22 protein-coding genes are annotated in these 25,041 nt (G+C 49.6%); 3 read left to right on the top strand and 19 right to left on the bottom strand.

From position 1 onward, the window contains the following. Nucleotides 1-208 precede the first annotated feature (208 nt). The 3 genes from BN3772_RS14010 to leuB form a co-directional block, all read right to left on the bottom strand. Nucleotides 209-616, bottom strand: a complete 408-nt coding sequence (locus tag BN3772_RS14010) for a hypothetical protein (protein ID WP_039870638.1) — start codon at nucleotides 614-616, stop codon at nucleotides 209-211. A 216-nt stretch (nucleotides 617-832) separates the two neighbouring features. Then, nucleotides 833-1,372 (bottom strand): peroxiredoxin, encoded by a 540-nt coding sequence (locus tag BN3772_RS14005; RefSeq protein WP_042173806.1) that lies wholly within the window; start codon nucleotides 1,370-1,372, stop codon nucleotides 833-835. A 213-nt stretch (nucleotides 1,373-1,585) separates the two neighbouring features. Further along, on the bottom strand, nucleotides 1,586-2,668 hold the full coding sequence (gene leuB / locus BN3772_RS14000) for a 3-isopropylmalate dehydrogenase (protein WP_042173804.1): 1,083 nt from the start codon (nucleotides 2,666-2,668) through the stop codon (nucleotides 1,586-1,588). A gap of 231 nt (nucleotides 2,669-2,899) precedes the next feature. Between leuB and BN3772_RS13995 the strand changes: the two genes are divergently transcribed. Continuing rightward, complete coding sequence (locus BN3772_RS13995) at nucleotides 2,900-3,880, top strand: aldo/keto reductase (RefSeq protein ID WP_042200141.1); 981 nt, start codon at nucleotides 2,900-2,902, stop codon at nucleotides 3,878-3,880. 73 nt (nucleotides 3,881-3,953) lie between these two features. Here the strand turns inward: BN3772_RS13995 and BN3772_RS13990 are convergent, their stop codons facing one another. The 9 genes from BN3772_RS13990 to ilvB all read right to left on the bottom strand — a co-directional run bounded on the left by BN3772_RS13990 (nucleotide 3,954) and on the right by ilvB (nucleotide 17,000). Beyond that, entirely contained in the window at nucleotides 3,954-5,045 is a 1,092-nt protein-coding gene (locus tag BN3772_RS13990; protein WP_042200139.1) for a DUF4097 family beta strand repeat-containing protein, read from the bottom strand. 18 nt (nucleotides 5,046-5,063) lie between these two features. Next, entirely contained in the window at nucleotides 5,064-5,561 is a 498-nt protein-coding gene (locus tag BN3772_RS13985; RefSeq protein WP_039870633.1) for a hypothetical protein, read from the bottom strand. Between the two features lie 55 nt (nucleotides 5,562-5,616). Then, nucleotides 5,617-6,072 carry a zf-HC2 domain-containing protein gene (locus tag BN3772_RS13980; RefSeq protein ID WP_042200137.1) on the bottom strand — a complete coding sequence of 152 codons (456 nt, stop codon included), beginning with the start codon at nucleotides 6,070-6,072 and terminating at the stop codon, nucleotides 5,617-5,619. Then, nucleotides 6,069-6,611 (bottom strand): RNA polymerase sigma factor, encoded by a 543-nt coding sequence (locus tag BN3772_RS13975; RefSeq protein WP_052380503.1) that lies wholly within the window; start codon nucleotides 6,609-6,611, stop codon nucleotides 6,069-6,071. The genes BN3772_RS13980 and BN3772_RS13975 overlap by 4 nt, the downstream gene beginning before the upstream one ends. A gap of 202 nt (nucleotides 6,612-6,813) precedes the next feature. Next, the gene (locus tag BN3772_RS13970; protein ID WP_042200133.1) at nucleotides 6,814-11,637 is read right to left on the bottom strand and encodes a SpaA isopeptide-forming pilin-related protein; all 4,824 of its coding nucleotides are present in this window, start codon (nucleotides 11,635-11,637) and stop codon (nucleotides 6,814-6,816) included. Nucleotides 11,638-11,937: 300 nt separating this feature from the next. Continuing rightward, nucleotides 11,938-13,479, bottom strand: a complete 1,542-nt coding sequence (locus tag BN3772_RS13965) for a 2-isopropylmalate synthase (RefSeq protein WP_042173788.1) — start codon at nucleotides 13,477-13,479, stop codon at nucleotides 11,938-11,940. 108 nt (nucleotides 13,480-13,587) lie between these two features. Next, nucleotides 13,588-14,580: a ketol-acid reductoisomerase gene (ilvC, locus tag BN3772_RS13960; protein WP_042173786.1), complete on the bottom strand. Its 993-nt coding sequence runs from the start codon at nucleotides 14,578-14,580 to the stop codon at nucleotides 13,588-13,590. A gap of 186 nt (nucleotides 14,581-14,766) precedes the next feature. Next, a complete protein-coding gene (gene ilvN / locus BN3772_RS13955) occupies nucleotides 14,767-15,255 on the bottom strand; it encodes an acetolactate synthase small subunit (RefSeq protein WP_042200131.1) in 489 nt (162 codons plus the stop codon). Then, on the bottom strand, nucleotides 15,252-17,000 hold the full coding sequence (ilvB, locus tag BN3772_RS13950; RefSeq protein WP_042200130.1) for a biosynthetic-type acetolactate synthase large subunit: 1,749 nt from the start codon (nucleotides 16,998-17,000) through the stop codon (nucleotides 15,252-15,254). The genes ilvN and ilvB overlap by 4 nt, the downstream gene beginning before the upstream one ends. Before the next feature lie 588 nt (nucleotides 17,001-17,588). Here ilvB and BN3772_RS13945 point away from each other — a divergent pair. After that, nucleotides 17,589-18,035 (top strand): GNAT family N-acetyltransferase, encoded by a 447-nt coding sequence (locus tag BN3772_RS13945; RefSeq protein WP_042173780.1) that lies wholly within the window; start codon nucleotides 17,589-17,591, stop codon nucleotides 18,033-18,035. Between the two features lie 2 nt (nucleotides 18,036-18,037). On the opposite strand, the gene BN3772_RS13940 is transcribed toward BN3772_RS13945, so the two are convergent. From BN3772_RS13940 to BN3772_RS13920, 5 genes are all read right to left on the bottom strand, one after another. Then, a complete protein-coding gene (locus BN3772_RS13940) occupies nucleotides 18,038-18,379 on the bottom strand; it encodes a hypothetical protein (protein ID WP_042200128.1) in 342 nt (113 codons plus the stop codon). A gap of 276 nt (nucleotides 18,380-18,655) precedes the next feature. Continuing rightward, on the bottom strand, nucleotides 18,656-19,612 hold the full coding sequence (locus BN3772_RS13935; protein ID WP_042200127.1) for an ABC transporter permease: 957 nt from the start codon (nucleotides 19,610-19,612) through the stop codon (nucleotides 18,656-18,658). After that, nucleotides 19,613-20,686 carry an ABC transporter permease gene (locus BN3772_RS13930; RefSeq protein ID WP_042173773.1) on the bottom strand — a complete coding sequence of 358 codons (1,074 nt, stop codon included), beginning with the start codon at nucleotides 20,684-20,686 and terminating at the stop codon, nucleotides 19,613-19,615. Then, entirely contained in the window at nucleotides 20,679-22,217 is a 1,539-nt protein-coding gene (locus BN3772_RS13925) for an ABC transporter ATP-binding protein (RefSeq protein ID WP_042173771.1), read from the bottom strand. The genes BN3772_RS13930 and BN3772_RS13925 overlap by 8 nt, the downstream gene beginning before the upstream one ends. A 173-nt stretch (nucleotides 22,218-22,390) precedes the next feature. Further along, nucleotides 22,391-23,470 carry a BMP family lipoprotein gene (locus BN3772_RS13920; RefSeq protein WP_042200126.1) on the bottom strand — a complete coding sequence of 360 codons (1,080 nt, stop codon included), beginning with the start codon at nucleotides 23,468-23,470 and terminating at the stop codon, nucleotides 22,391-22,393. Between the two features lie 308 nt (nucleotides 23,471-23,778). On the opposite strand from BN3772_RS13920, the gene BN3772_RS13915 reads away from it, so the two are divergent. Then, nucleotides 23,779-24,321 (top strand): acyl-CoA thioesterase, encoded by a 543-nt coding sequence (locus tag BN3772_RS13915; protein WP_042173767.1) that lies wholly within the window; start codon nucleotides 23,779-23,781, stop codon nucleotides 24,319-24,321. Between the two features lie 80 nt (nucleotides 24,322-24,401). Here the strand turns inward: BN3772_RS13915 and rplT are convergent, their stop codons facing one another. Next, nucleotides 24,402-24,761 carry a 50S ribosomal protein L20 gene (rplT, locus tag BN3772_RS13910; protein WP_036649386.1) on the bottom strand — a complete coding sequence of 120 codons (360 nt, stop codon included), beginning with the start codon at nucleotides 24,759-24,761 and terminating at the stop codon, nucleotides 24,402-24,404. A 32-nt stretch (nucleotides 24,762-24,793) separates the two neighbouring features. Further along, the gene (rpmI, locus tag BN3772_RS13905; RefSeq protein ID WP_019912828.1) at nucleotides 24,794-24,994 is read right to left on the bottom strand and encodes a 50S ribosomal protein L35; all 201 of its coding nucleotides are present in this window, start codon (nucleotides 24,992-24,994) and stop codon (nucleotides 24,794-24,796) included. Nucleotides 24,995-25,041 lie beyond the last annotated feature (47 nt).

Below are 25,041 nucleotides of genomic sequence, written 5' to 3'. Positions count from 1 at the left end.
ACAACGCAATCAGAGAAACTGTCGAATGGCAAAAAACTTGTTAAAATGATTCTTAAGGCATACTAAATATTAACAAGAAATCCATATTCCGGCGAAAATCTTCATTTCCCGTAGATTATATACGGGGTAACGCCAAAAAAGCCCCCGCTGATGCAGGGGCTTCTGCGCCGGCAGATACCGGCCTGTATTGTGTTACGTTTAGGAAAAGTCAGGCTTTCTGCTGAAGGCGGTGACGGCGCTGGCTCATTACCGCCAGGCGCTTCTTAAGCTCCCGCTCCCACTTGCTGTCTCCGATCTGTTTGGCTACGGCCAGGAGGTCAAGCGCCATATCGATCTGGCTGCGGATGATTGCCAGCGGATCTTCACTCTCCATATTAATAACATTCTCGAAGATTGCTTCCTCATCTTCCATTACATAATCCTGGAAATCAACGTCAGTCACTCCATCGCCATGAGCATATTCCGCAAGGATCTCATACTCGTTCTCGACTTTGTAATGTACCTCTACCCGGTGGCATACCGGGCAAAACAGCAGGGGAACATTATGGACTTGCGTGCGATAATGTTTAAGGGTTCCCTTCGTTCCAACCATACTCGCTCCACAGCAAAAGCTCATTTTTGTTCACCCTCCTTGGGTAAGTTCCATTGATTTCTTATTATTGTATTACAGAATAGTGCAGGAGATTCCTCTCCTACAGCCATTATATTAACCTCGGCGCCTAATTTTAAACAGTATTACTGATAGTTAGAGGCATTTTGTTGCAAAAAACCCCCTTGGCGGAAACCTTTCCCGCAAGGAGGTCTTATTAGTCTCTCAAAGAGCGGACATCCCTTACAGGTTCTTGTCGCCCGGTTTCCAGTTCATTGCGCACAGTCCGCCGGATTGCAGAGCCTGCAGTACACGGAGTGTTTCCTCTACGCTGCGTCCTACATCGTTGTGGTTAACTACTGCATATTTCAATTCGCCGTCCGGATCGATAATGAACAATCCGCGAAGGGCTATGCCTTCTTCTTCGATTAGAACACCGTAATCACTGGCAACCTTCTTGGTGATATCCGAAGCCAGCGGGAAGTTCACTGGTCCCAGGCCGTTCATATCGCGGGGAGTTGTAATCCATGCCTTGTGGCTGTGAACCGAATCAATGCTCACGCCAAGGATTTCTGTATCAAGCTCCGCGAATTCAGCAGCAGCATCACTAAGTGCTGTAATTTCAGTCGGACATACAAAGGTAAAGTCTAGCGGGTAAAAGAAGAATACAAGCCATTTGCCGCGATAGTCAGACAAGCTGACCTTACCAAAATCTTTACCGTCGCCTGTTACTGTTTCCATTGTGAAGTCCGGGGCTTGTTTACCTACCAAACGTTCTGCCATTGCTTTTATTCCTCCTTTGATTATGTAAGAAAAACAATATAATTCACTTGATATGAAGGCTTGGCCACTTACTCTTGGCTATAGACCAAATGGTATCACCGCACCAAATCAAAGTCAATATTACACTCATTACTTTTTTATAATAATTATAAATAAGCAACTTTTTGTGAAGTTTTATGTTTTTCTACGTCAAAGGAGGAAGGTTCTGGCTGTTTACGCTTTACGGATTGCGGCAACAATCAGGTCGCCCATTTCGGTAGTGCTGATTGCCTTGCTCTTATCTACTGCGATGTCGCTTGTCCGGTGTCCGGCATCAAGCACCTCGGCTACAGCGGCTTCAATGGCTGCCGCTGCTTCCTCATAACCGAAGGTCATGCGGAACATGAGAGCCAGTGACAGGATTGTGGCAATCGGATTCGCCAGGCCCTGGCCGGCGATGTCAGGAGCAGATCCGTGCACAGGCTCGTACAAGCCGTAGCTGCCCTCACCAAGAGAAGCAGAAGCCAGCATCCCGATTGAACCGGTCAGCATCGCTGCTTCGTCACTCAGGATATCCCCGAACATATTCTCGGTCACAATCACGTCGAAGCTGGACGGACGGCGCAGCAGCTGCATTGCGCAGTTATCAACCAGCACGTGCTCAAGCTCCACCTGCGGATATTCAGGAGCAATCCGGTTAACCACCTCACGCCACAGGCGGGAAGTTTCCAGTACATTCGCTTTGTCGACGCTGGCCAGCTTGTTGCGGCGTTTGCCGGCAATTTCAAATGCCTGACGTACAATGCGTTCAACTTCAGTCACGTTGTATACACAGGTATCAACCGCTTCTTCTCCATGCTCCCCCTGACGGCGCAGCTTGTCTCCGAAATAGATGCCTCCGGTCAGCTCACGCACAACCATCAGGTCTGTACCTTCAAGCACTTCAGGCTTCAAGGTAGATGCATCCTTCAGGCAGTCAAATACGTTAGCCGGACGCAGATTGGAGAACAGGCCAAGCGCTTTGCGGATTCCGAGAAGTCCTGTTTCCGGACGAAGCTCCTTCGGATTGTTGTCCCATTTGGGTCCGCCGACAGCCCCCAGCAATACAGCGTCTGCACTGCGGCAGATTTCCAGTGTATCCTCCGGAAGCGGAGTTCCCCGCTCGTCAATAGCAATTCCGCCAAACAGGGCGTGCTCAGTTTCGAAGGCGTAGCCGAATACTTCTTCCGCTTTTTTCAATACTTTTTCCGCTTCAGCCACAACTTCAGGTCCGATACCGTCCCCGGCAATTACGGCAATTTTTTTAACCTCGCTCATTCCCGTCACTCCTTAGATGGTCTGCTGTACGCAGACATAGTTCTTCTGTATATTGTTGTAACATAACATGCGCCAAAGGACAAAGATACAGATTCTATGAAAGTGATAGGCATTACCTATAGGATTTCCCCCGTGCCTGGCGTTTGCTCTTCATTACCTGGTTGTATACAATAAATATGCTGTTGTTTTCCTTGTATCGCTGATCTATTTCATAGAAGGAGTGAGCGTGAAATGCAGTATAGTAAGCTTGGAAAATCCGGGTTGAAGGTAAGCCGGCTCTGTCTGGGTACGATGAACTTCGGACCGATTACCGACGAGAAGGAAGCATTCCGTATTATGGATGCTGCACTGGATGCAGGCGTTAATTTTTTTGATACCGCCAATATTTACGGCTGGGGTGAAAATGCCGGACTTACAGAGACGATCATCGGCCGCTGGTTCAAGCTGGGCGGCGGACGCCGCGAGAAGGTTGTGCTGGCGACCAAGGTATACGGTGCGATGAACGACAAACTGGACGGTCCTAATGATGAGAGCGGCCTCTCCTCCTATATTATCCGCCGCCATCTGGAAGGCTCTCTTCGGCGCCTTCAGACCGATCACATTGAGCTCTACCAGATGCACCACGTAGACCGAAACGTGTCCTGGGACGAGCTGTGGGGCGCCTTTGAGCTTGCCGTGAGCCAGGGCAAAATCGGCTACACCGGCTCCAGCAACTTCGCCGGCTGGGACATAGCTGTTGCCCAGTCAGAAGCGAAGGCCCGGGGTTTTCTCGGTTTGGTCTCCGAGCAGCATAAATACAGCCTGACCTGCCGGCTGCCGGAGCTTGAGGTGCTGCCTGCGGCACAGAATCTCGGGCTTGGCGTTATTCCATGGAGTCCGCTCGACGGTGGGCTGCTCGGCCGCAATGCGCTCATGAAGATCGAGGGCAGCCGCAGCGGCGGCAATGCAGAACGCATTGAACAGCACAAGAGCCAGCTGGAGGCTTTTGCGGAGCTTAGCCGCGAGCTGGGCGAGCCGCAGGATAATATCGCGCTTGCCTGGCTGCTGGCTAATCCGGCTGTCACCGCGCCGATCATCGGCCCGCGCACGCTGGAGCAGTTCGAAAGCGCACTGCGCTGCCTTGAGGTTGTACTGGACGAGAGCGTGCTGAAGCGGCTTGACGAAATATTCCCGGGTCCCGGCGGCGCAGCACCGAAGGCGTATGCCTGGTAACCAGCCGGACAATCCCTGTTTAAACAAAAAAAGCAGCCTTACCCGGACAATGTCCGGGCGGCTGCTTCTTTTTTTATTCAGCGGTGTCCACAGTAATGGTACCGTTGCTGGTAGACAAAGATACCTCATGGGTACCTTCACCCAGCACTGCTCTTCCCTGGTTATCATCATCACGGTCCCAGGCAATATTGCCCTTCAATCCGCCGTTGCTCGTCTCCGCCTTAATCTCAGCGTTCGTTGCTGCCGGAAGGCTGACTGTAATTTTACCGTTACTGGAGTCCAGCTCCCAGTCGCCTGTAACTGCAGAGTTAACCGTGATTCTGCCGTTGCTGCTCTCGGCCGAGACAGAGCCGTCAATATTGGTTAATGTAATTGCACCATTTGAGCTGGAGAGCTCGATTTCGCCCTGTACATTCTGAACAGCAATCGTTCCGTTGCTGGTGTGGGCATCTACACCGCCGGTGATATCATGAATATCCAGTGTCCCGTTGCTGGTGTCCACCTCAAGCCCGCCTGCCAGGTTACCGGCCTCTACCGCCCCGTCACTGGTCTCCACTTGGACCGTCAGGTTCTGCGGAAGGCTGATATTCAAATAAGGCTCTTTGGTATAGACACCGAAGTGAATGTTCGACAGCCAGTTCGTCTCCAGATCGAGCTTCAGAACAAGCGTATCGCCATCTTCAGTTACCTTCCATTTCTTTTCCATAGCATTAGCCGCTTCACTTTCGTTCTTGCCCGGCAGCTCGAGCTTGCCTTCATAATCAAGGGTGTTCCCGTCTGTCCCTTGAATCATTACTTTTCCGCTCGGCAGCTCAATCTTCACGCGCTCAATCTTGGACTGCACCTCTATTGCTCCGTTAAGCGGAACCAGCTGTGTCCGTCCAAAAATCCCTCCAAGCGTACCGCCGGCAAGCACCGTCTGCCCGCCGCTAGCCAGCACGAGGACAATAATCAGCAGGATTCCCCAGCCGCTTACCCGGGTCTTGACGTCCGAGCGGATAAACAGCCGGATCAGCATTTCCAGTCCAAACAGAATGAGCAATGCCGGCCACAGATAACCGAGCGCATCATATGAAATTACATTGTATTGGGCCAGAACAATGAGTACCCCCACTGCTATGCAGCCTAGTGCAGCCGAAAAGCTGCCGATTTTCCATCTCCCCATGGATGAAGTCCCCATTTCTTATGCTTTGGAATTTTTTTTGAGCATTCTGAAGCCGTAGCCGATCAGGGCCAGCGACAACAGGATCGATCCGATATTCATATCGGTAAGAATACGCCAGAGCCATGGAAAAGCGGTAGCCACCAGCAGCACGAAGCCTGCAGCGACACAGCCGATCCCCAGCCATACCGGATTCACATCATCCTGCGGATATTCCGACACCGGAGGCATACCCATAGTCCATGGAGCCCCAAAGCTGTCAGGATGGAACATCATCCGTTCATGCTCGGCGATCGTCAGCTTCATCCAGGCCGCTTTTTGCAGAGCGTCAAATAACTGGTAAAACCAGAGAGCAGCCAGCGCGAACGGAAATACGGTCGGCATCGAGGGAATGAAAATAATGCAGGCCGAGGCTCCCAGCATATATTGCAGGCCCAGCTTTTTAAATCCCAAATATAAATGTCCCAGACCCGGCACGAGCGCCAGGAAAAAAGTAAGCCAGCGTTTTTTCTTAATCATGCTATATCCTCCTAAAAGTTTGTGGAATCCTTCTCTGCTTAATTATCGTTCAAATTTATTTTTGGCTTCCTTGGGCGTTAAACCATGCCGTAACCGAGGTCGACATCTGTCCGTTGATCTCGGTGATGCCATAGGCCAAATTCTCAAACACCCCAAACTGCAGCAGCAGGAAGGTAAGGCCCACCGCAACCCCGTAGTGCATCCAGGAGGTCCCCGGTGCAGTCCGGCGTCTGGCTGCGGTCGCTCTAACAGCGCGCTCACGGCGGCCTGCTTCAAGCTGTTCAATATGCGCCATTACTTCATTCGTTATATCGGGACAATCCCCTGATTCAGGCATTTCTAATCCGGCTTCCATCTCATTCCACAGTGCGGCAAGCCCTTTGGCCTCCTCCAGCCACGACGAGCAGCCGGGACAAGCTTCAATGTGCAGACGGATATTCAGCTCCATCTCCGGAGACAGTGTGCCTTCGATATAATACGGCATCCATTCTTTGACTGTTGCACAATTCATCGCCATTCCTCCCCGCTTTTTCGCATCATCTGCCTGGCTCTGTAGAGCTGTGATTCCACTGTTTTGACCGAGACGCCCTTCTGTTCGGCAATTTCCTGATAGGAGTGGTGCTGAAAATAATACAGCTGCACAACCGACCGGTACGGTTCTGTGAGACTGTTCAGATTCTGATCCAGCTCCTCTGAGGCTTCCTTGCTAAGGGCAGCCTGCTCAGGTGTTTGTGAGGTTACCCAGTCATTCTCTGTATAATCTGCTGTACTGCGGTGCCGCCACTCTCTGTCATTGGCCCGTTTCCAGTCCAGACAGGTCCTGTAAGCAATCCGGTACAGCCAGGTGGAGAATGAGGACTGGCCCCTGAAGGAGGGGAGCGCCTTGTAGGCTTTGATGAAGACTTCCTGGGCCATGTCTTTGGCTGACTCGGCTTCTCCCGTTATTTTGATGCACACTCGGTATACCATGCCCTGATAACGCGTCACCAGATGCCCAAAAGCCTGGCTCTGCCCGTTAAGCACGGCTGAAATCCATTCTGCCTCTTCCAAGACGATCTCCCCTCCTTCTTCATAACATTAGACGCCGGACATTCCGCTTCCCCTGCAAGCCGTTCCATTATTTTTTATAAAAAATTATCTCCACCCTATCTTACAATAAAACGTTCCTCAGAAGTCTGAAGATTTCTTGAGTGATGGCATAAAGCAAACCCACCCGTAACATGCTGCGGGTGGGTTGTGTAGAGCGATTAAATTACTCCGGCTTATTGCGTGTTCTGAATCTTAACGCCAGGATAATACCGATTATAACCAGGGCTCCGCCTGCCAGATACAGCGGAAGCGAACTTCCTTCACCTGTCTTAGGGAGATTGCCCGGCAGACCGTTATTGTCATTATCCGAATCCGTACCATTATTACTGTCAGGGACCGTGCCCAGAGGTATTTCATCTATACCAACTTCAATAATGACCTCCTGCTCGTTGCCGTCCTCATCCGTTACTGTAATGGTGAATTTATCCTTACCCGTATATCCGGGATCAGGAGTATAGGTCCATTTACCATCTGGTGTAAGTACTGCCTTACCGTGTGCCGGCTCTTCACTAATGCTTGGAATGCCTCCAAGAGGAATTTCGCCGTCAATCGGAATATCCTCAATAGTCGTTGCGGTTGTCGCTTGCGGCGTCGGTGCGCTGCTTACTGCAGGTGACGGCCGAGGTGTTACTGCTGCTGGTCCTGGCGTAAGTCCCGGTGTAGCGGTAACTCCAGGAGTTACCGCTGCTGAAGGGCCAGGCGTTACAACAGATCCCGGTACGGTAGAAGCGGCTGGTGTCGGAGCCGGTCCGCCCGGATTTGCCGTTACCGGAGCCGTTGTCGGCGACGGCGTTGGTGCAGCCGTTGGTGCAGCCGTTGGTAAAGCTGTCGGTGCCGGTGTAGCCGGGATCAACTTGTTCTTGATCGGGTCCAGAGCAATCTGGGCGCCCGATTGAATATTGACATGGTGTACAGCTGTATCTAACTGATATCCGGCTGGAGCTTTGGTTTCTTTTAACGTATAAGCCCCAAGCTTCAAAGCACTAAACACGATTTCGCCATTGGCATCAGTAACCCCCGTCGCCACTGCAGCCTCGCTGGAATTGTAGAGCTTGAATTCCGCTCCTGCCAGCTTCTGAGCAGCATTATCCTGATCGACCTTAATCAGCTTCAGTGAGCCGAGGATCTCTTTGTTCGTGATCTGCTGCTGCACGTCCGGTACGGACGCAGTAATGCTGAGCGTGCGTTCCGTGTCATTCAGAACGTATCCCGCCGGTGCGGCTGTTTCCTTGTAGGTATACGAACCAAGCTTCAGATCCTTAAATTCAACAACTCCGGCTGCATCTGTTGTTTTGGTTGCTACCAGAGTCTTGCCCGCATCATATAGCTTGAACTCTGCTCCGGCAAGCTTCTTGACTGCATCATCCTGATCGACCTTCGTAAGCTTCAGCGAGCCCAGCATTTCCTTATTGGTAATCTGCTGCGCTGCATCCGGCTGAGCTGAAGTAAGGCTGACACTGCCTTCAACAGTGTTCAGTACATATCCGGCCGGAGCTTTTGTTTCCTTAAATGTATAAGCCCCAAGCTTCAGGTCCTTGAATTCAGCGACTCCATTCACATCAGTAGTAGCCGTTGCAACCTCAACCTTGTTCGCATCATACAGCTTGAATTCTGCTCCTGTAAGCACCTTCGATGTGTTAGCCTGGTCCACCTTGGTAATTTTCAGTGAGCCTAACACCACTTTATCATTCGTTATCGTCAATGTTTTTTGCTGGGCCGGGTCAATGGTTACCGCAGTACTGATTGCTGTTATTACATAACCGGCAGGTGCCTTTGTCTCTTTAAGAGTGTAGTTCCCGCCCATTAATTTACTGAACAGCACTTCACCGTTGACATCCGTAGTTCCTGATCCGGCTAGCTGGTTAGCGGCGTTATACAGCTCAAATTCTGCTCCTGCAAGCTTGGTTGACGTATTCCCCTTCGCTACCTTGGTCACTTTAAGTGATCCGTTATAGTCATTGGTTACTGTCATTTGAACAGGTGTGGATGAGTTAATGGTAACAATACGTTCGGTGGTATCAACCGCATATCCGGCTGGCGCCTTCGTTTCCTTTAGCTTATATTTCCCGGCCCGCAGCCCGGTGAACTCCAGATTACCGCTGGAATTGCTGATTGCCGTCTTGGTATCCTTAAGCTCTGAACCTACAATCCGGCCCAGAGAGAATTCAGCCCCGGATAGCGGCAGGGTTTTGTCAGCATTCGTTTTTAGTATACTAAGCGAGCCTGTAACCCCGCTTCCGGTACCTCCGGTGTCAACGATTCTAACGGACCAGCTCTCGCTAAAAGGTTTACTTATAGTTGAAGAACCTTTACCGCTGAAAGATGCCGCATTGGTAACCGTTACATTATCAACTGCCGTAATAACTGACTGATATTTAAGAATGTAAGGTTTGGTTATGTTATTTTTAAAGGCCAGTTTGAAAATATCCTTACCGCTTGAGTCCGTAGTAAATTCGAGCGTATAATCTGAATCCTTAGTCAGCTTTGTATTCGTTGCAGTTACTGTCCCGCCCGAGCTGATATTAGTCTCAAATACCTGGAAGCTCGCCGGCAGCAGTACCTGATTCGCACTTGGCGTATCAATAACCTGTGCATTATCCACTATAGACTGGTTCGCATTAATGGTGATTGACCAGTTCATCATGGTTTTGTCTGCAGAATCGACTGCTCCGGTTTTTGTTACATATTCTCCGCCTTTTGTTACAGCTGCAGTGCCCTGTAAGGTTTGCGAAACGGCGTCACCCTGGGCGTTATTCAGAACAGCTCTATTAGTGATGCTTGATGCGTTGACATCTCCTGCTTCAAATTCTGTTTTGAATACCACATAGAAGGCATAATCCACAGCATCTTTAAATTTAACTCGCAGCTTCCCGTCTGCCAAAGAAACGGTGTAATCCGTGTTTTTAACCAGGGCAGGAGTTAGGGCAGAAGGAGTGCCCGCAGCATTATAATTCATTTTATTAACAATTACACTGTTTTCATCTGCAATTTGCCCGGCAGGAATTGTGTCAACCAGCTCTGCACCTGCAGCCAATACTCTTTTGTTATAATTGGCACCAACGGTCCAGGTAATTTTCTTACTGGCAACATCATATGTGCCTGATTTGAATCCGTTGTTCTTGACCTTACTGTCAGGATCAAATGAGCTAGAGGATGTCTGCGCTGGTGTGCCTGCGGCTTTTTCATCCCACATAATAGAGGCTGTATTGGAAAAGTCCGATACCCCGCTTTTTAACTTGTAATAATCGAATTTAGTGGTGTAAGTAATTCTGTAAGCCTCAGTAATCTTCCTTAAAAATATAATTTTAAAGCCATCACCGGTACTGAAATCGTTATGTTGCAGCATTTCAATCTCATAATCAACGTTCTCGACCAGCTTAACCGAAGAATCCGCCAGGAGAGTAATTTCAGGTTTTGCTGCCAGTTGCAATCCTGCATTCCCGAATTTATCCGTCAGCACGAGGTTTGTCATGTCTCGTTTATCTTCGTTAAGATTAATTTTCCATTTCACTGTTTTATTGAGATAATCCACATCATTTGTTGGCGTTGACGTTTTATCCACACCCTGCTTGTTCAGAATACGTTGGGTGGTAGAAGCAGCTGCCTGAACAGTCTGTCCATTTTGGGTTATTTTATTGACAATGCTCTCTCCGGCATATACCCGTCCGGCTACCTTAGTCTTATATTCAATCCGATAGGCAGAGTTGATATCATTGTTGAACTGAATCTTAAAGCCTGCCGTAGTAGGATTAACCGCGGGATCGTCAGGGAGATCAGTTAAGGTATACTCCACACCTGCTGTCAGCGTCCCGTCCGTTGTTGTGTTCCCGTTCACATCCAGCTTCATCTTAGTAATGACCATTGAGCCGGCAACGTAATCCTGGCTGATATTAAAGCGATCGGTCAGAACAGCCTGAGACGCAGGTATTGTTTTTTCATTGTAGTTAAACTTGACCGTCCAGTTAATTTCCTCTTTTGTTGAATCAAAACTGCCTGCAGTCTTTTCCAGAGCCTTTCCAAAAGTGACGCTGACAGCTGCAGATGAAGTCGCTGGTGTTCCGGTACCTGTCAGTGTTGCTGTATTATTAAAAGTAGTTGAGCTTGTACCTGTGATTTGGGCGGAGAACTTCACACGGTAGGCTTCATTTATAGAGTCATTAAACTTCAGGTTCAGATTCCTTGCCGTACTGGCAGACGTATTGTACAGTGCCGGACTGATCACCGCACCCTGAGTCACATTCGCCTGAGCATCAACGTTCAGTCCATATACGGCAATAGAGACCGTATCCAGATCAAGACCTGCCGGGATGCTATCGGTAATTACGGCATTGTCTATTCTATTCAAAAGCGTATTTACATCGACCGTCCAGTCGATAGTGCTGGCATTATAGGTTCGCGGCAACGCAACTCCGCTTTTTTTAATCGCTGCTCCGTTATTAGGCTGAACATTAATCGTAATGGAGTTACTCGCATTGCCTGCTATCGGAAAAAGAAGCTGCTGAGTGGTACTGCCGGTAACTCTGGTCTTGCTCAGCTTGGATTCTACCCAAAGGTTCCCTTTTATATCAAATAGCTCTTCAATATTCTTATTAAATGTGAGCACCACTTTATTATCAGTGCCTACAGCATAAGTCCCCATACCATCAGGAAACTCGCTGTTAACCAGCTTACCCGTGTATGCCTGATCAATCTCCAGCTGCGTTGGCAGTATGTAGGTGTACTTCGCTCCTTCTTTATATGTATCATCAGGAAGCTCATAGGTCAGATTGAACCTGTAGGCGGAATCGAACTTGTACACATTGCTGGTAACCTGCGTGCCGTTTTCGTACACGGACAGGCTTACGGTCTTAATAATATCCTCAGTAATGTTACCATCCACTGCATCTGCATTGACATTTGTAAAAAATCCGACTGCAGTAGCAACATTTGTTACAAGCATAACGATACCGAGCCATACAGCCCACTTTTTCTTTTTAATTAATCTCAAGACTCATTCCCTCTCTCATTCTTTAATAAGAACAGATATATAAGTACTGCATTTCCCCCTACAAAATCCCTATAAATACGGCTTGAGTAACAATAATGCGCATAAGTGAAATTTGCACAAGCTACATTTTAACTATTTCCACTGATAAAGTACTGATAAATCCCTTACACTCGTTTGGTGAAATAGCATACAATGGAAATTATTCATCGGCCGGCACAAAAAAGCCATACATCCCGCAAAGAGCCCTTTGCGGATTGTATGGCTGGTATTATTTTAAACCGTTTCTTCTATAGAATAGCTCTATAGTTGTGCATGATCCCGGCGTGTATATGTCTTACGCTTCTCAATAAGCTTGTTCAGCGCATCCAGATAGGCTCTGGCACTTGCTTCCAGAATATCAGTGCTCAGTCCGCGGCCTTGTGCAGCCACCTCACCCTGTGACAGTACAACATGAACCTCGCCTTGCGCATCCTTGCCCCGGCTTACTGCTTTGATCGAATAGTCGCCCAGTGTAACCTCTTCACCGGTCGCCTGATCGATGGCGTTATAGATAGCATCGACAGAACCGTTCCCCTCAGCAGCTGCTACGATCGGCTGCGGCTCCTGCCCGTTAATAATAACCTTTGCCGTTGGGGTGGCTTCATTGCCGTATGTGACATAAATAGTCTGCAGACTGTAGGTTTCAGGCGTATCAGTCAGCTTCTCTTCCAGAAGAGCGAGGATATCCTCATCCGATACTTCCTTTTTCTTGTCGGCCAGATCCTTAAATTTGGCAAAAGCCGCGTTGATTTCTTCCTCAGAAACATCATAACCAAGATCACTGAGCTTATCACGGAAGGCGTGGCGTCCGGAGTGCTTGCCTAACACCAGCTTGCTCTCCTTCAGCCCGATCGTTTCCGGTGTCATGATCTCGTAGGTGGTCTTCTCCTTCAGCATGCCGTCCTGATGAATCCCTGATTCATGCGCGAAGGCATTAGCACCGACAATCGCCTTGTTGCCAGGCACAACCATCCCAGTAAGCTTGCTCACCAGACGGCTCGTGCGGGAGATTTCCGACAGAACCAGCGAGGTTTTGGCTCCGAAAAATTCACTGCGTGTCTCCAGCGCCAGCGCCACCTCTTCGATTGCCGTATTCCCGGCACGTTCACCGATTCCGTTGATGGTACCTTCAATCTGGTCAGCACCGTTCTGGATTGCAGCCAGCGTATTCGCAGTCGCCATTCCAAGGTCATTATGACAGTGCGCACTCAGCTGAACCTTTTCAATATCAGGCACAGTATCCTTCAGAAATTTGAAGATCGCCCCATATTCCGCAGGGTTCAAATAACCGACGGTATCAGGAATATTGACTACATTTGCCCCTTCACGGATCGCCATAGCTACCATCTCGGCCATGAAATCACGTTCTGTACGGCCCGCATCCTCTAATGAAAACTCTAGCTTGGAAAAATATTTCTTAGCATACCGGATTGCGGATTGTGCCGTTTCAAGGACTTGGGCTTTTTCCATACGCAGCTTATGCTGACGGTGAATCGGCGAGGTTGCCAGGAAAATATGGATACAAGGGTCCTGTGCACCCTGAAGCGCTTCTTTAACCGCATCAATATCAGTCTCTCTGGAACGGGAAAGCCCAATAACGGTAACATCCTTCACTGCCCGGGCAACGGCGTTCACCGCAGCCAGATCACCGGGCGATGCTGCGGGAAAACCCGCCTCCATCCGGTCAATCCCGAGCTTTTCAAGCTGGTAGGCGATTTCCACCTTCTCACGCGTATTCAGGTTCACACCCGGCGACTGCTCTCCGTCACGCAGCGTCGTGTCGAACACATAGATTTTCCGCAAGCTGAGCACCTCCTGAAAGTTGTCCTAAAACCCTCAAATGCGGCTCGCAAAATCACGGCCGCATCTGAGCATCACACTATTGGTTGTAGCTGATATAAGTATATGAGCCTATTTCTTAATCCAGTGCATCATTTCACGCAGCTGGCTGCCGACTACTTCTACCGGATGAGCGGCTTCGTTGCGGCGTGTAGCAGTCAGGAAAGCACGGCCGGACTGGTTCTCAAGGATAAAGTCACGGGCAAATTTACCTTGCTGGATATCGGTCAGTACAGCTTTCATTGCTTTTTTGGTTTCGTCTGTAACGATACGAGGTCCAGTTACATAGTCACCGTACTCAGCAGTGTTGGAGATCGAATCACGCATAGTAGCAAGTCCGCCTTCATATACCAGGTCAACGATCAGCTTAAGCTCATGCAGACATTCGAAGTATGCCATTTCAGGAGCATAACCTGCTTCAGTCAGTGTTTCAAAGCCGGCTTTGATCAGTGCGGATACACCACCGCACAGAACTGCCTGCTCACCGAACAGATCGGTTTCGGTTTCTTCACGGAAGGAAGTTTCGATAACTCCTGCACGGGTACAGCCGATACCTTTAGCATAAGCAAGTCCGATTGCCTTGGCATTTCCGGTTGCATCCTGCTCGATTGCGATCAGACCAGGAACGCCGAAGCCTTCAACATAAGTACGGCGTACCATGTGGCCCGGGGATTTAGGTGCTACCAGAAGCACGTCAGCATCCTTAGGAGCAACGATCTGGCCGAAATGCACGTTAAAGCCGTGGGAGAACATCAGAGCTGCACCTTTTTTGAGGTTAGGCTCAATATCATTTTTATATACGGATGCCTGTGTTTCGTCAGGCAACAGAATTTGTACTACATCTGCACGGGATACTGCTTCAGCTACAGGCAATACTTCAAAGCCGTCATTCTTGGCGGTTTCAAAGGATTTACCTTCACGCAGGCCGATGACAACCTGAAGACCGCTGTCGCGCAGGTTCTGCGCCTGGGCATGCCCCTGGCTACCGTACCCGATTACCGCAACTGTCTTTCCTTTTAATACGCTGAGTTCTGCATCCTGTTCATAGTAAGTTGTCACTGCCATTGTCAATATCCTCCTTTAATTTGGGACCCATCGTAAAGAGCGGGTACTTCAAGAGCACCTGAGGCCGTCTGGACTCGCAGCTCTGAACTGCTCCTCAAGTCCCCGCTCTTTCGCGGGCAATTCGTTATAATATTATCAAATTAATGCATACAAGCAGCAATCCGTTAAAGCTGTAAAATATACCGACTAGGCATTACCGCGGATCATTGCGGTAACTCCGGTGCGGGACAGCTCCTTGATTCCGTAAGGCTTCAGCAGCTCAATCATCGCATCGATTTTCTGGGTATCTCCTACCACCTGAACCAACAGGCTGTTCGTGCCGATATCAACTACGGAAGCACGGAATGTCTCAACAACACCCATGATTTCCGGGCGCTCAGCCGGCTCGGCTTTTACCTTGATCAGGGCCAGCTCACGGGCAACCATCGGCTTGGAACCAAGATCCACCACCTTGATGACATCGATCAGCTTGTAAAGCTGCTTCTCAATCTGCTCCAGCGTATGCTGGTCACCGAGTGTAACGATAACCATCCGGGACAGCCCGGTTTCTTCGGACTGCCCGACCGTAATACTCTCAATATTGAAGCCGCGGCGGCCGAACAAGCCTGATACCCGCTGCAGTACACCCGGCTGGTCATTCACAAGCACAGAAATGGTGTGTTTCATCACTGTCATTCATCCCCCATAAGCATTTGATCAATGGTTGACCCTTGAGTTACCATCGGGTAAACATTCTCGTCTTTGGGAACAACGAATTCTACCAGAACGGGTCCCGGCGTTTCCAGTGCTTCTTTCCACGCTGCGCCTGCTTCTTCTTTGTTCGTTGCCCGCAGTCCTTTTACACCGTAAGCTTCAGCCAGCTTTACAAAGTCCGGGCTTCCGGCGAGGTCTGTGTAGCTATAGCGCTTCTCATAAATGAGATTCTGCCACTGCCGTACCATACCCAGAACCTGATTGTTGATGACTACGATTTTGACCGGGATATTATTGATAGCACAGATAGCAAGCTCCTGGGAGCACATCTGCATACCGCCGTCGCCGTTGATGGAAACTACCAGCCGATCCGGCTGAGCCATTTGTGCGCCGATCGCTGACGGGAATCCGAAGCCCATTGTTCCGAGGCCTCCGGAAGTAATCCATGAGCGCGGGTGGTTAAATTTATAATACTGTGCAGCCCACATCTGATGCTGGCCGACGTCAGTTGTAACAATAGCTTCGCCTTTTGTTGTATCATTAATCATTTCAATGACCCATTGCGGCTTAAGCTCTGTGTCCGAATCGTTATAGCGGAGAGGTTTCTCCTGCTTCCACTGGGCAATCTGCGTTCTCCAGGCATCCGCATTGGCAGCGCGGGTAAGATCCGGAAGCAGCATTTCCAGCACCGTCTTCACATCGCCGACAATCGGAATATCCGGAGTGACATTTTTGCCGATTTCTGCAGGGTCGATATCAATATGGACAATCTTTGCTTTCGGTGCAAAGCCGTCCAGCTTGCCGGTCACGCGGTCATCAAATCTTGCACCGATGTTAATCAGCAAATCACACTGCTGTATGGCATTATTGGCTGTATAAGTGCCGTGCATACCCGGCATTCCCATCCAGAGATCTTCTGCACTAGGGAAGCAGCCAAGTCCCAGCAGGGTTGTTGTAATCGGAATTTCTGTCCGTTTTACAAATTCGGTCATTGCTTCATGTGCTCCGGAGTAGATAACGCCGCCGCCCGCTATAATAATTGGACGCTCCGCCGCTGAGATTGCCCGGATCAGCTTATCAAGCTGCAGCTTGTTCGGAACCGTACGCGGGTTATAACCGCGAAGATTGACTCCCTGGTACTGTACGGGTGTAAACAGCGTCTTCGCTGCCGATACATCCTTCGGAATGTCGATCAGTACCGGACCCTTGCGTCCGGTATTCGCAATATGGAACGCTTCATGGATAATCCGCGGCAGGTCTTCAACATCCCGCACCAGATAGCTGTGCTTCGTAATCGGCATCGTAATTCCTGTAATATCAGCTTCCTGGAAGGCGTCTGTTCCAATCAGGCTGGAGAAGACATTTCCCGTAATGACTACAAGCGGAACCGAGTCCATAAACGCCGTTGCAATGCCGGTAACGAGATTCGTTGCTCCGGGGCCGGAGGTTGCAATACACACGCCCGGTTTACCGCTTGCTCTTGCATAGCCGTCAGCCGCATGAATCGCGCCCTGCTCATGGCGGGTCAGGATATGCTTGAAGTCATCAAAACCGTGAAGGGCATCGTAGATATATAGTACCGCTCCGCCGGGATAACCGAACACAGTGTCTACACCCTCCAGAACCAGGCTGCGCAGCAGGACTTCAGAGCCCGATATCACCTCTGGATTTTTCCATTTCTCCCGTAACTCTTCTGTAGACCGCACTTCCGGTGTTTGCGCGCTCATCAGTATTCCTCCCTTCGATAGTTAACATTCATTATGCTAATGACGGACCGTCTTTTATCCAGCAATAGGGGGTCTAAATCAAAAAAACCTTTCGCCTCCCACGCGCCAAAGTAAAGCGCGTGAGGGACGAAAGGTTGATCTTCCGTGGTACCACCCATGTTTGCATTACATCTCGCGATGCAACGCCTTATCAGGTAACAAAAATCCATCGATGTAGGCAGGGCCCAAATCTTTGTAACCTGAAGTCCGTAACGCGGACCAAACGATTCCCCCTAATAATTCCACCGCTCTTACTGATGGACCTTTCAGGAAAACAGCTCCGAGGTGAGCTCGTATATAAGGGGTTTTGGTGGAGGTTGCAGCAGATCCTCACACTCTCTGAGCAAAAGAGCCCTTAAAACTTCGTCCTCATCATTGCCGATACAAGTATGTTCGTTAAAATGTTTAGACACATTATATGATTCCTCACATGGATAAGTCAATACCCATATTTCCTAATCTGTCACAAAACGTTGTTCTTTGCTTTCGTAACGCCCACACCGCTGCAGGCATATGATGTACGACAATGCGTGGAAAGGGGGACGTGCGATGATTCGTTACCGCAGACCCAAGCAGGATGACAGCGTCATTATGGATTTAATTGAAAAGCAGCTCGTCCCGTTGTCACATCTGCCGCAGACTATAATTAACCAGGTCAGAAAGGACCTGCCCCGCCGTTTAAGCCAGGGTGTTACCCTTGTAGCCTGTCCTGACTATGAGAGCGATCCGCTGGGGTTTGTCCATTTCATGCTGCACGGTGATCTGCTCTATATTGATATGCTGGCCATCGCCCCGGCTGCACGCCGCAAGCACTGGGGGAATATGCTGATGGACCGTGCAGAGCGTTTTGCATTATCCCGCGGCTGTAAGCGGGCCAGGGTAGCTGTTGACACCGGGAATACAGCTGGTATTTCCTTTTATGAAAAAATGGGCTACAGCGTAGCCCGTTATCAGCCGCAGAATTTTTGCTTTGAATTCGAGAAGCAGTTCAGTTAAGCCTAAAAGAAGCCGATTGGCGGATAAGGAGCTCCGTAACCCGGTCCAGGCCCATAGCCTCCGTAGCCGGGCCCAGGCCCGTAACCTCCGTACGGTCCCCCGCCGTAGCCATAACCGCCGCCGTAGCCGGCATAAGGAGCCGTACCAACAGCAAGCAGATCAAACAGCACCAGCGGAATCAGGGCTTTGGTTTGCACTTTTTTACCACTTACACGCTGCAGAATAAGACGGTTGCCCGCAACGCGCACCAGCTTGCCCGTCACCTTCGAGCCATCTTTTTTTACAGCGACGATATGCTTGCCGACCAGCTTCATAACCTGTTTCTTTGTAACTGGCTGTGCCATAATATTCCTCCTTAAAAGTTTTGTGAGCTTAGCTTCCTTGGGATTTCTTCGTACAAAACTTACTTCGGAAGCATACACTTCGTTTTGTTAGCTGAGCTTCAACCATAGTCTATTCGGATTAGATAGCGTTCGCCTGTACAGCTGTCCCGGCAGCTCCCCGGGCAGACATGCGGGCAACGGGAACACAGCCGGAAAACAGCAAAAAGCGCATATCCAGCAAAACTGGACATGCGCTCCTGATCTTTTGATGCTGCACAAATGCACAGACTCGTTACTTTAACGTTTACCCGGATCGTACGGTTCTCCCAATGCTTTGGGCGCAGAGGAGCGTCCTACGGCACTTACCAATACGATAATGGTCAGTACATACGGAATCATGAAAATGAATTCCTGCGGAATGCTCTTCGACCATTCGAACAGCTGCACATAGTTGCGTATCGCCTGCGAGAAGCCGAAGAATACAGCTGCTCCAAAGGCACCCAGCGGATTCCATTTACCAAAGATCATTGCGGCAATAGCAATGAAGCCCTGACCGGAAATCGTATTATGCGCAAACGTGCCTGTAGTCGTCAAGGTGATGGTCGCTCCGCCGATCCCTGCCAGCAGACCGCTCAGCATTACACCGATGTATCTCATCCGTTTTACATTGACACCAAGGGTATCTGCCGCACTCGGATGCTCTCCGACAGCGCGGAGACGCAGACCAAATGGCGTTTTGAACAGTACAAAATAAATGACGATAACAAGGATGATCGCCAGATAGGTTGTCGGATAGGAATTGAATATGCCTTCACCGATAACCGGGATTTTGGACAATACAGGAACTGAGAACTTCTTGAATCCGTCAATCAGCGGAGACTCGCCTGCCCCGTCAAAAAACAGCTTAACCATGTACAGCGTACTTCCTGCCGCGAGGAAGTTGATAACCGTACCGCTGATGGTCTGATCCGCTTTGAAGGTAATTGACGCAACCGCATGGATCAGCGAGCCGATAACTCCGACTGCCATTGCACAGAGCACGCCAACCCAAGGAGCCCAGGCTCCCATCCCTGCATCCTGCGCATAATGTCCGCCTACCGCAGCAGCAAAAGCACCGAACATCATCAAGCCTTCAAGACCGATATTTACAACACCGGAACGTTCAGAGAAGATGCCGCCAAGTGCGGCGAAAATGAGCGCCGTGGAAAAAACAAGCGTCGTATTGAGCAATTGTCCTAACGTCACTAAATCCATTTATGACACCTTCTCTTTCTTCCGCTTGAGATAAAAGGGCTTAAGCACCCAGCGGACAATTCCTTGTGCTGCAATAAAGAATATGATGGACCCGATTACGATACGGATCAGCTCCGGCGGAACATCCGCCCCGAAGCTCATACCCGCAGCACCGTAAGTGAGCATACCGTACAGTATAGCCGCCAGAATAACACCAAGCGGATGTGTCAGACCCAGCAAAGCAACAGCAATCCCGTTGAAGCCGTAGCCTGGCGATGCAGCGAATACAGACTGGTAGTGGAATACGCCCAGCACTTCACCCGCACCTGCAAGTCCGGCAAATGCGCCGCTGATAAACATGGCCTTCACAACGTTACGTCCAACATTCATCCCGGCATACTCAGCAGCATTCGGATTCAGGCCTACCGCACGCATTTCGTAGCCCTGTTTGGTTTTCCATAAGTAAACATAGAAGAAAATGGCCGCACAAATCGCAATAGCTGTTCCCCAGTGAACACGGGCATTGTCGAATACCCCGTTCAGGAAGGTCATGGACAACGATGCCGGTATATCTTCGGAACGATTCTGGCCTTTGAGCAGCAGAAAGTTCCGCACAATATAATTCGACAGATACAGCGCAATCCAGTTCAGCATGATTGTAGTTATAACTTCGTTAATACCGCGCTTTGCCTTCAAGTATCCGGCAATACCGGCCCACAGTCCACCGGCAAGTCCGGCTGCAATTACAGCAAGCGGAACCAGCAGGAACATCGGCAGGCCGGCCAGCTTGATTCCCACCAGAGTAGCCGCAGTCATACCAATAAGCACCTGCCCGTCAGCACCGATGTTGAACATCCCTGAGCGGAAGGCGAAGGCAACAGCAAGACCGGTGAACATCAGCGGAGTCATCTCACGGATGGCCTCACCAAAGTCATAGGGACTGCCGAATACCCGTTTAAACAATGCCGAGTATGCAGCTATAGGATCGTATCCGCCAATGAGCATAACGACGGCGCCGACCAGGAAGCCCAGTAGAATCGCAACCAGAGGCACGACATAGCTGTCTGTTGCGAAGATTTTTTTCAATCTATGCACCCGCGTTTCCTCCCCGCTTCAAGCTGCCCGCCATCATCAGACCCAGTTCCTGGTCATTCGTATCCTGCGGGAACACTTCACCGACGATTTGGCCTTCATAAATCACGGCAATCCTGTCGGACACATTCATAATTTCATCCAGCTCGAAGGAAATCAGAAGTACAGCTTTGCCCTGGTCACGCTGGGCGATCAACTGCTTCTGTACGAACTCGATCGCCCCAACATCCAAACCGCGCGTCGGCTGCGCTGCAATCAGCAGAATCGGATTTTTGTCTATTTCCCGAGCAATAATCGCTTTCTGCTGGTTACCGCCTGACAGGGAGCGCGCCTTGGTCTCAATAGATGGGGTGCGGACGTCAAACTGCTTAATCAAATCCTCAGCGTGGCGGTCAATAACATCCATCTTGAGGAATCCGCCTTGATTATAAGGGCTCATATAATAAGTTTCGAGTACCATATTCTCGCTTACGGTGAAATCCAGTACCAGACCGTGTTTGTGGCGGTCCTCCGGAATATGGGAAACGTTCAGTTCGGAAATCTTACGCGGCGACAGGTTGGCAATCTCCTGTCCTGAAACCTTAATGGAGCCTGAATCAATCTTGCGCAGGCCGGTAATGGCTTGGATCAGTTCACTTTGTCCGTTGCCGTCGACACCTGCAATACCCAGGATCTCCCCTGCCTTGACTTCAAAGCTGAGACCGTTCAGGACAGGAACCCCGTCCTTGCTCTTGCTGTTGACATTTGTCAGCTTAAGCACGCTGTCCCCGACATGCGGAACCTGCTTATCCACCTTGAAGGTTACACCGCGTCCGACCATCTTCTCAGCAAGCTCATTCGGGTTTGTGCCGGAAGTCTCAACAGTATCAATTACTTTACCCCGGCGGATAATGGTTACCCGGTCAGAGATCTGCATGATTTCCTTAAGCTTGTGCGTAATCAGAATGATGGACTTGCCCTCTGCAACGAGCCGCTTCATAATCGCCATTAATTCTGTTATTTCCTGAGGCGTTAAAACAGCGGTAGGCTCGTCGAATATAAGTATATCCGCTCCGCGGTACAGGGTTTTCATAATTTCTACCCGCTGCTGCATGCCGACCGAAATATCATGAATCCGGGCATTCGGATCAACCTGCAGGCCGTACTGCTCGGACAGCTTACGAACCTGTTCCGCTGCGGATTTATAGTCGATTTTAAGACCTTTTTTCGGTTCCATGCCAAGAACAATATTCTCAGTCACCGTAAAAGGCTCAACAAGCTTGAAATGCTGGTGAACCATACCAATGCCAAGCTCAATAGCTTTATTGGGGCTATCGATAATTACCGGTTTCCCGTCGATTTCAATGCTGCCTTCATCGGGCTGGTATAGTCCGAATACGATATTCATCAAGGTTGACTTGCCTGCCCCGTTTTCCCCGAGCAGTGCATGAATCTCCCCTTTTTTGAGCGTCAGACTTATGGAGTCGTTCGCGACAATACCGGGAAAGCGTTTTGTGATTTGCTTCAACTCTACGACAGGAGCCGCAGCACTCATGGAATCACCCTCATCACAGAATATATAAATACCTTACAGACACGGTTAACCGCCCTGGACGGGGCGGCTATCTGTATCAAACCAAATCATACCTTAACAGGGAACAAGGCCAGCTTAAAGACCGGCCTTGTTCCCTTGTTCTATGCTGTTAAGCAAAACAATCAAGACAAGTATTACTCACCAGGAACAACGATAGTTCCGTCGATGATTTGTTGTTTGTACTCTTCTACCTTAGCCAGGATTTCAGCGGAAACGTTAGCCTTGGAAGTCTCAGGAAGGCCTACACCGTTGTCTTTCAGAGTCAGTACAGTTGTAGTACCGCCTTTGAAGGTTCCGTCAACCACTTGCTGGGATACTCTCTTAACCGCTTCGTCAACGCGTTTGATCATGGAAGTCAGGGTTACTTCATCACCAAACTCCAGGGATTGGTCTTTGTCTACACCGATAACCCATACTTTGTCGCCGCCTGCATCGTTGCGGGACTTAGCTTCATTGAACACACCGTTACCAGTTGCGCCTGCAGCCGGGAAGATAATGTCGTTACCGGCATTGTACAGAGTAGCAGCCAGGGATTTACCAGTGTCAGGCTTGTCATATGCACCTGCATAAGTGATGCTTACCGTTGCATCAGGGTTAACTGCTTCAACGCCGGCTTTAAAGCCAACTTCAAAACGTTTGATAACCGGGCTTTCCATACCGCCGATGAAACCTACTTTGTTAGTTTTTGTAGTCAGACCTGCAACCACACCAACCAGGAAGGAGCCTTCATTCTCAGCGAATGTTACGGATTCAACGTTAGGAGCGTCTACTACGCTGTCGATGATTGCCAGGTTAGCATCCGGGTTCTCTTTAGCAACCTTCAGAAGTGCATCACCAAGGTCAAAACCGATACCCCAAGTCAGGTTGTAGCCGCCTTTAACGAACTGGTTAAGGTTCGGTTCGTAGTCAGCATTGGAGTTACTTTGCAGATATTTAATTTCAACGCCTGCTTCTGTCTTAAGGGCTTCAAGTGCTTCCCAAGCGGATTGGTTAAACGATTTGTCGTTTACTCCGCCTACGTCAGTAACCAGACCGACCTTCACATCGGATTTTGGAGCGTCAGTCGCTGCAGGTGCATTAGTAGCTGTTCCAGCGTTACCGCCGGTTTCTCCGTTGGCTGCATTTCCTGAGTTAGCGTTATTGTTTCCGCATCCTGCCAGGATAGCTGTGCAAGCGGTCAACATAACGAGCGACGTTTTCAAAAACTTTTTCATCGATTGTGATCCCCCTTAAAAAATTGGATGTCTTCTGTCTTCTGCTTGGACATACCATTAGCTCAAATTATACCTGCAAAAAAAGCTAAAATCCAGTCCATAAATGACCTCAGGTCAATAATTATTTGCATTTTCTCACAAGAAAACGTTTACTGTGACATATTGCGTTAGATTATCCGTCACAATGCGTCAGAAAACCTCATGAGTCATTTTTCCGCTGTAAGTTGTCTATAATATTATTGCACGCCAAACGCTTTTCTATTATCATGAATGCTTACATATTGTAAGAAAAGGGAGTTATTCAAACTATGGAAGAGCAAACCCATTCCCAAACCGTTCCGCCCTTCAAGTACAGCCGCGAATCGCGCGTGTTTAAGACAGGACGGGTATTTCCCAATGACGTAAACAACCATAAGACACTGTTCGGCGGCAAGCTGATGAGCATCATAGATGAAGTCGCTTCAATTTCAGCTATGCGGCATTGCCGTAAGAATGTTGTAACAGCCTCTACAGACTCCGTAGACTTCCTCAGGCCGATCCGTCCATCCGATTCTGTCTGCTTCGAGTCCTTCGTTTCCTGGACAGGCCGTACCAGCATCGAGGTTTTTGTCAAGGTGATCTCCGAGAACCTTTACACCGGCGAACGTGCCGTCGCTGCCACTTCATTCCTTACCTTTGTAGCTATTGAGGAGGACGGCACCCCTGCACCGGTTCCAGCCGTTATTCCGGAGACCGATGAAGAGAAGCTGATCAGCGAATCAGCCGATGAACGCTCCGAGCTGCGCAAAATCAGACGCGCCAGCAGTAAAAAGCTTGCCGCGCAGCTCAGCACCACCAAGTACTGGGAATAGTTACCGACCCTTAGCCGCACAAAAAAAGCACCGTCACACGGGTTCCCCCGCAGGCGGTGCTTTTCGGTTATTTATAACACTTACGCGTTGATCTTCTCTTTAGCTACAACAGCCAGAGAGTTGAATGCGTTCAGGTCGTTTACAGCCAGATCTGCCAGCATTTTGCGGTTCACTTCTACGCCAGCCAGTTTCAGGCCGTATACAAGCTTGCTGTAGGAAAGACCGTTCAAGCGGGCTGCAGCATTGATACGAACGATCCACAGTCTGCGGAAGTTACGCTTAGTCTGACGACGGTCACGGTATGCGTAAACCATCGATTTCATTACTTGCTCTTTAGCTGTTTTGAAAATGCGGTGCTTCGAACCGAAATAACCTTTTGCCAGCTTCAATACCTTTTTATGTCTACGACGAACTACAAAGCCGCCTTTAACTCTTGCCATAATAATAAACCTCCCAAAAATGTGTGATCAAACTATTTCAAGTTAGCAAGTCCTTGTTTCAAACGTCTTACATCCCCAGGGGCCATAACAGGATTACCGTTCAATACGCGCTTAGCACGTTTGGACTTGTGGGACAGCAAGTGGTTCTTGTGAGCTTTGTAGCGCAGAACTTTACCGGATCCGGTGATCTTGAAGCGGCCTTTCAGGCTGCTATGTGTTTTCATTTTAGGCATGGTGTTTCCTCCTTGAATATTATGCGGCGCCAAATTGCTGTGCAAGT

Source organism: Paenibacillus camerounensis (assembly GCF_000723885.1).
Taxonomy (GTDB): domain Bacteria; phylum Bacillota; class Bacilli; order Paenibacillales; family Paenibacillaceae; genus Paenibacillus_AQ; species Paenibacillus_AQ camerounensis.
Note: the sequence above shows the minus strand (reverse complement) of the source record. Positions and strands in the feature narration are given on the sequence as shown.

Bases quoted from the DNA above. Each gene is read 5' to 3' on its own strand.
- ilvC (WP_042173786.1), bottom strand. From the start codon at position 14,580: ATGGCAGTGACAACTTACTATGAACAGGATGCAGAACTCAGCGTATTA.
- BN3772_RS13990 (WP_042200139.1), bottom strand. From the start codon at position 5,045: ATGGGGAGATGGAAAATCGGCAGCTTTTCGGCTGCACTAGGCTGCATA.
- BN3772_RS13940 (WP_042200128.1), bottom strand. From the start codon at position 18,379: ATGGCACAGCCAGTTACAAAGAAACAGGTTATGAAGCTGGTCGGCAAG.
- BN3772_RS14010 (WP_039870638.1), bottom strand. From the start codon at position 616: ATGAGCTTTTGCTGTGGAGCGAGTATGGTTGGAACGAAGGGAACCCTT.
- BN3772_RS13980 (WP_042200137.1), bottom strand. From the start codon at position 6,072: ATGAATTGTGCAACAGTCAAAGAATGGATGCCGTATTATATCGAAGGC.
- BN3772_RS14005 (WP_042173806.1), bottom strand. From the start codon at position 1,372: ATGGCAGAACGTTTGGTAGGTAAACAAGCCCCGGACTTCACAATGGAA.
- BN3772_RS13945 (WP_042173780.1), top strand. From the start codon at position 17,589: ATGATTCGTTACCGCAGACCCAAGCAGGATGACAGCGTCATTATGGAT.
- ilvN (WP_042200131.1), bottom strand. From the start codon at position 15,255: ATGACAGTGATGAAACACACCATTTCTGTGCTTGTGAATGACCAGCCG.
- leuB (WP_042173804.1), bottom strand. From the start codon at position 2,668: ATGAGCGAGGTTAAAAAAATTGCCGTAATTGCCGGGGACGGTATCGGA.
- BN3772_RS13925 (WP_042173771.1), bottom strand. From the start codon at position 22,217: ATGAGTGCTGCGGCTCCTGTCGTAGAGTTGAAGCAAATCACAAAACGC.
- BN3772_RS13935 (WP_042200127.1), bottom strand. From the start codon at position 19,612: ATGGATTTAGTGACGTTAGGACAATTGCTCAATACGACGCTTGTTTTT.
- rpmI (WP_019912828.1), bottom strand. From the start codon at position 24,994: ATGCCTAAAATGAAAACACATAGCAGCCTGAAAGGCCGCTTCAAGATC.
- ilvB (WP_042200130.1), bottom strand. From the start codon at position 17,000: ATGAGCGCGCAAACACCGGAAGTGCGGTCTACAGAAGAGTTACGGGAG.
- BN3772_RS13985 (WP_039870633.1), bottom strand. From the start codon at position 5,561: ATGATTAAGAAAAAACGCTGGCTTACTTTTTTCCTGGCGCTCGTGCCG.
- rplT (WP_036649386.1), bottom strand. From the start codon at position 24,761: ATGGCAAGAGTTAAAGGCGGCTTTGTAGTTCGTCGTAGACATAAAAAG.
- BN3772_RS13915 (WP_042173767.1), top strand. From the start codon at position 23,779: ATGGAAGAGCAAACCCATTCCCAAACCGTTCCGCCCTTCAAGTACAGC.
- BN3772_RS13920 (WP_042200126.1), bottom strand. From the start codon at position 23,470: ATGAAAAAGTTTTTGAAAACGTCGCTCGTTATGTTGACCGCTTGCACA.
- BN3772_RS13995 (WP_042200141.1), top strand. From the start codon at position 2,900: ATGCAGTATAGTAAGCTTGGAAAATCCGGGTTGAAGGTAAGCCGGCTC.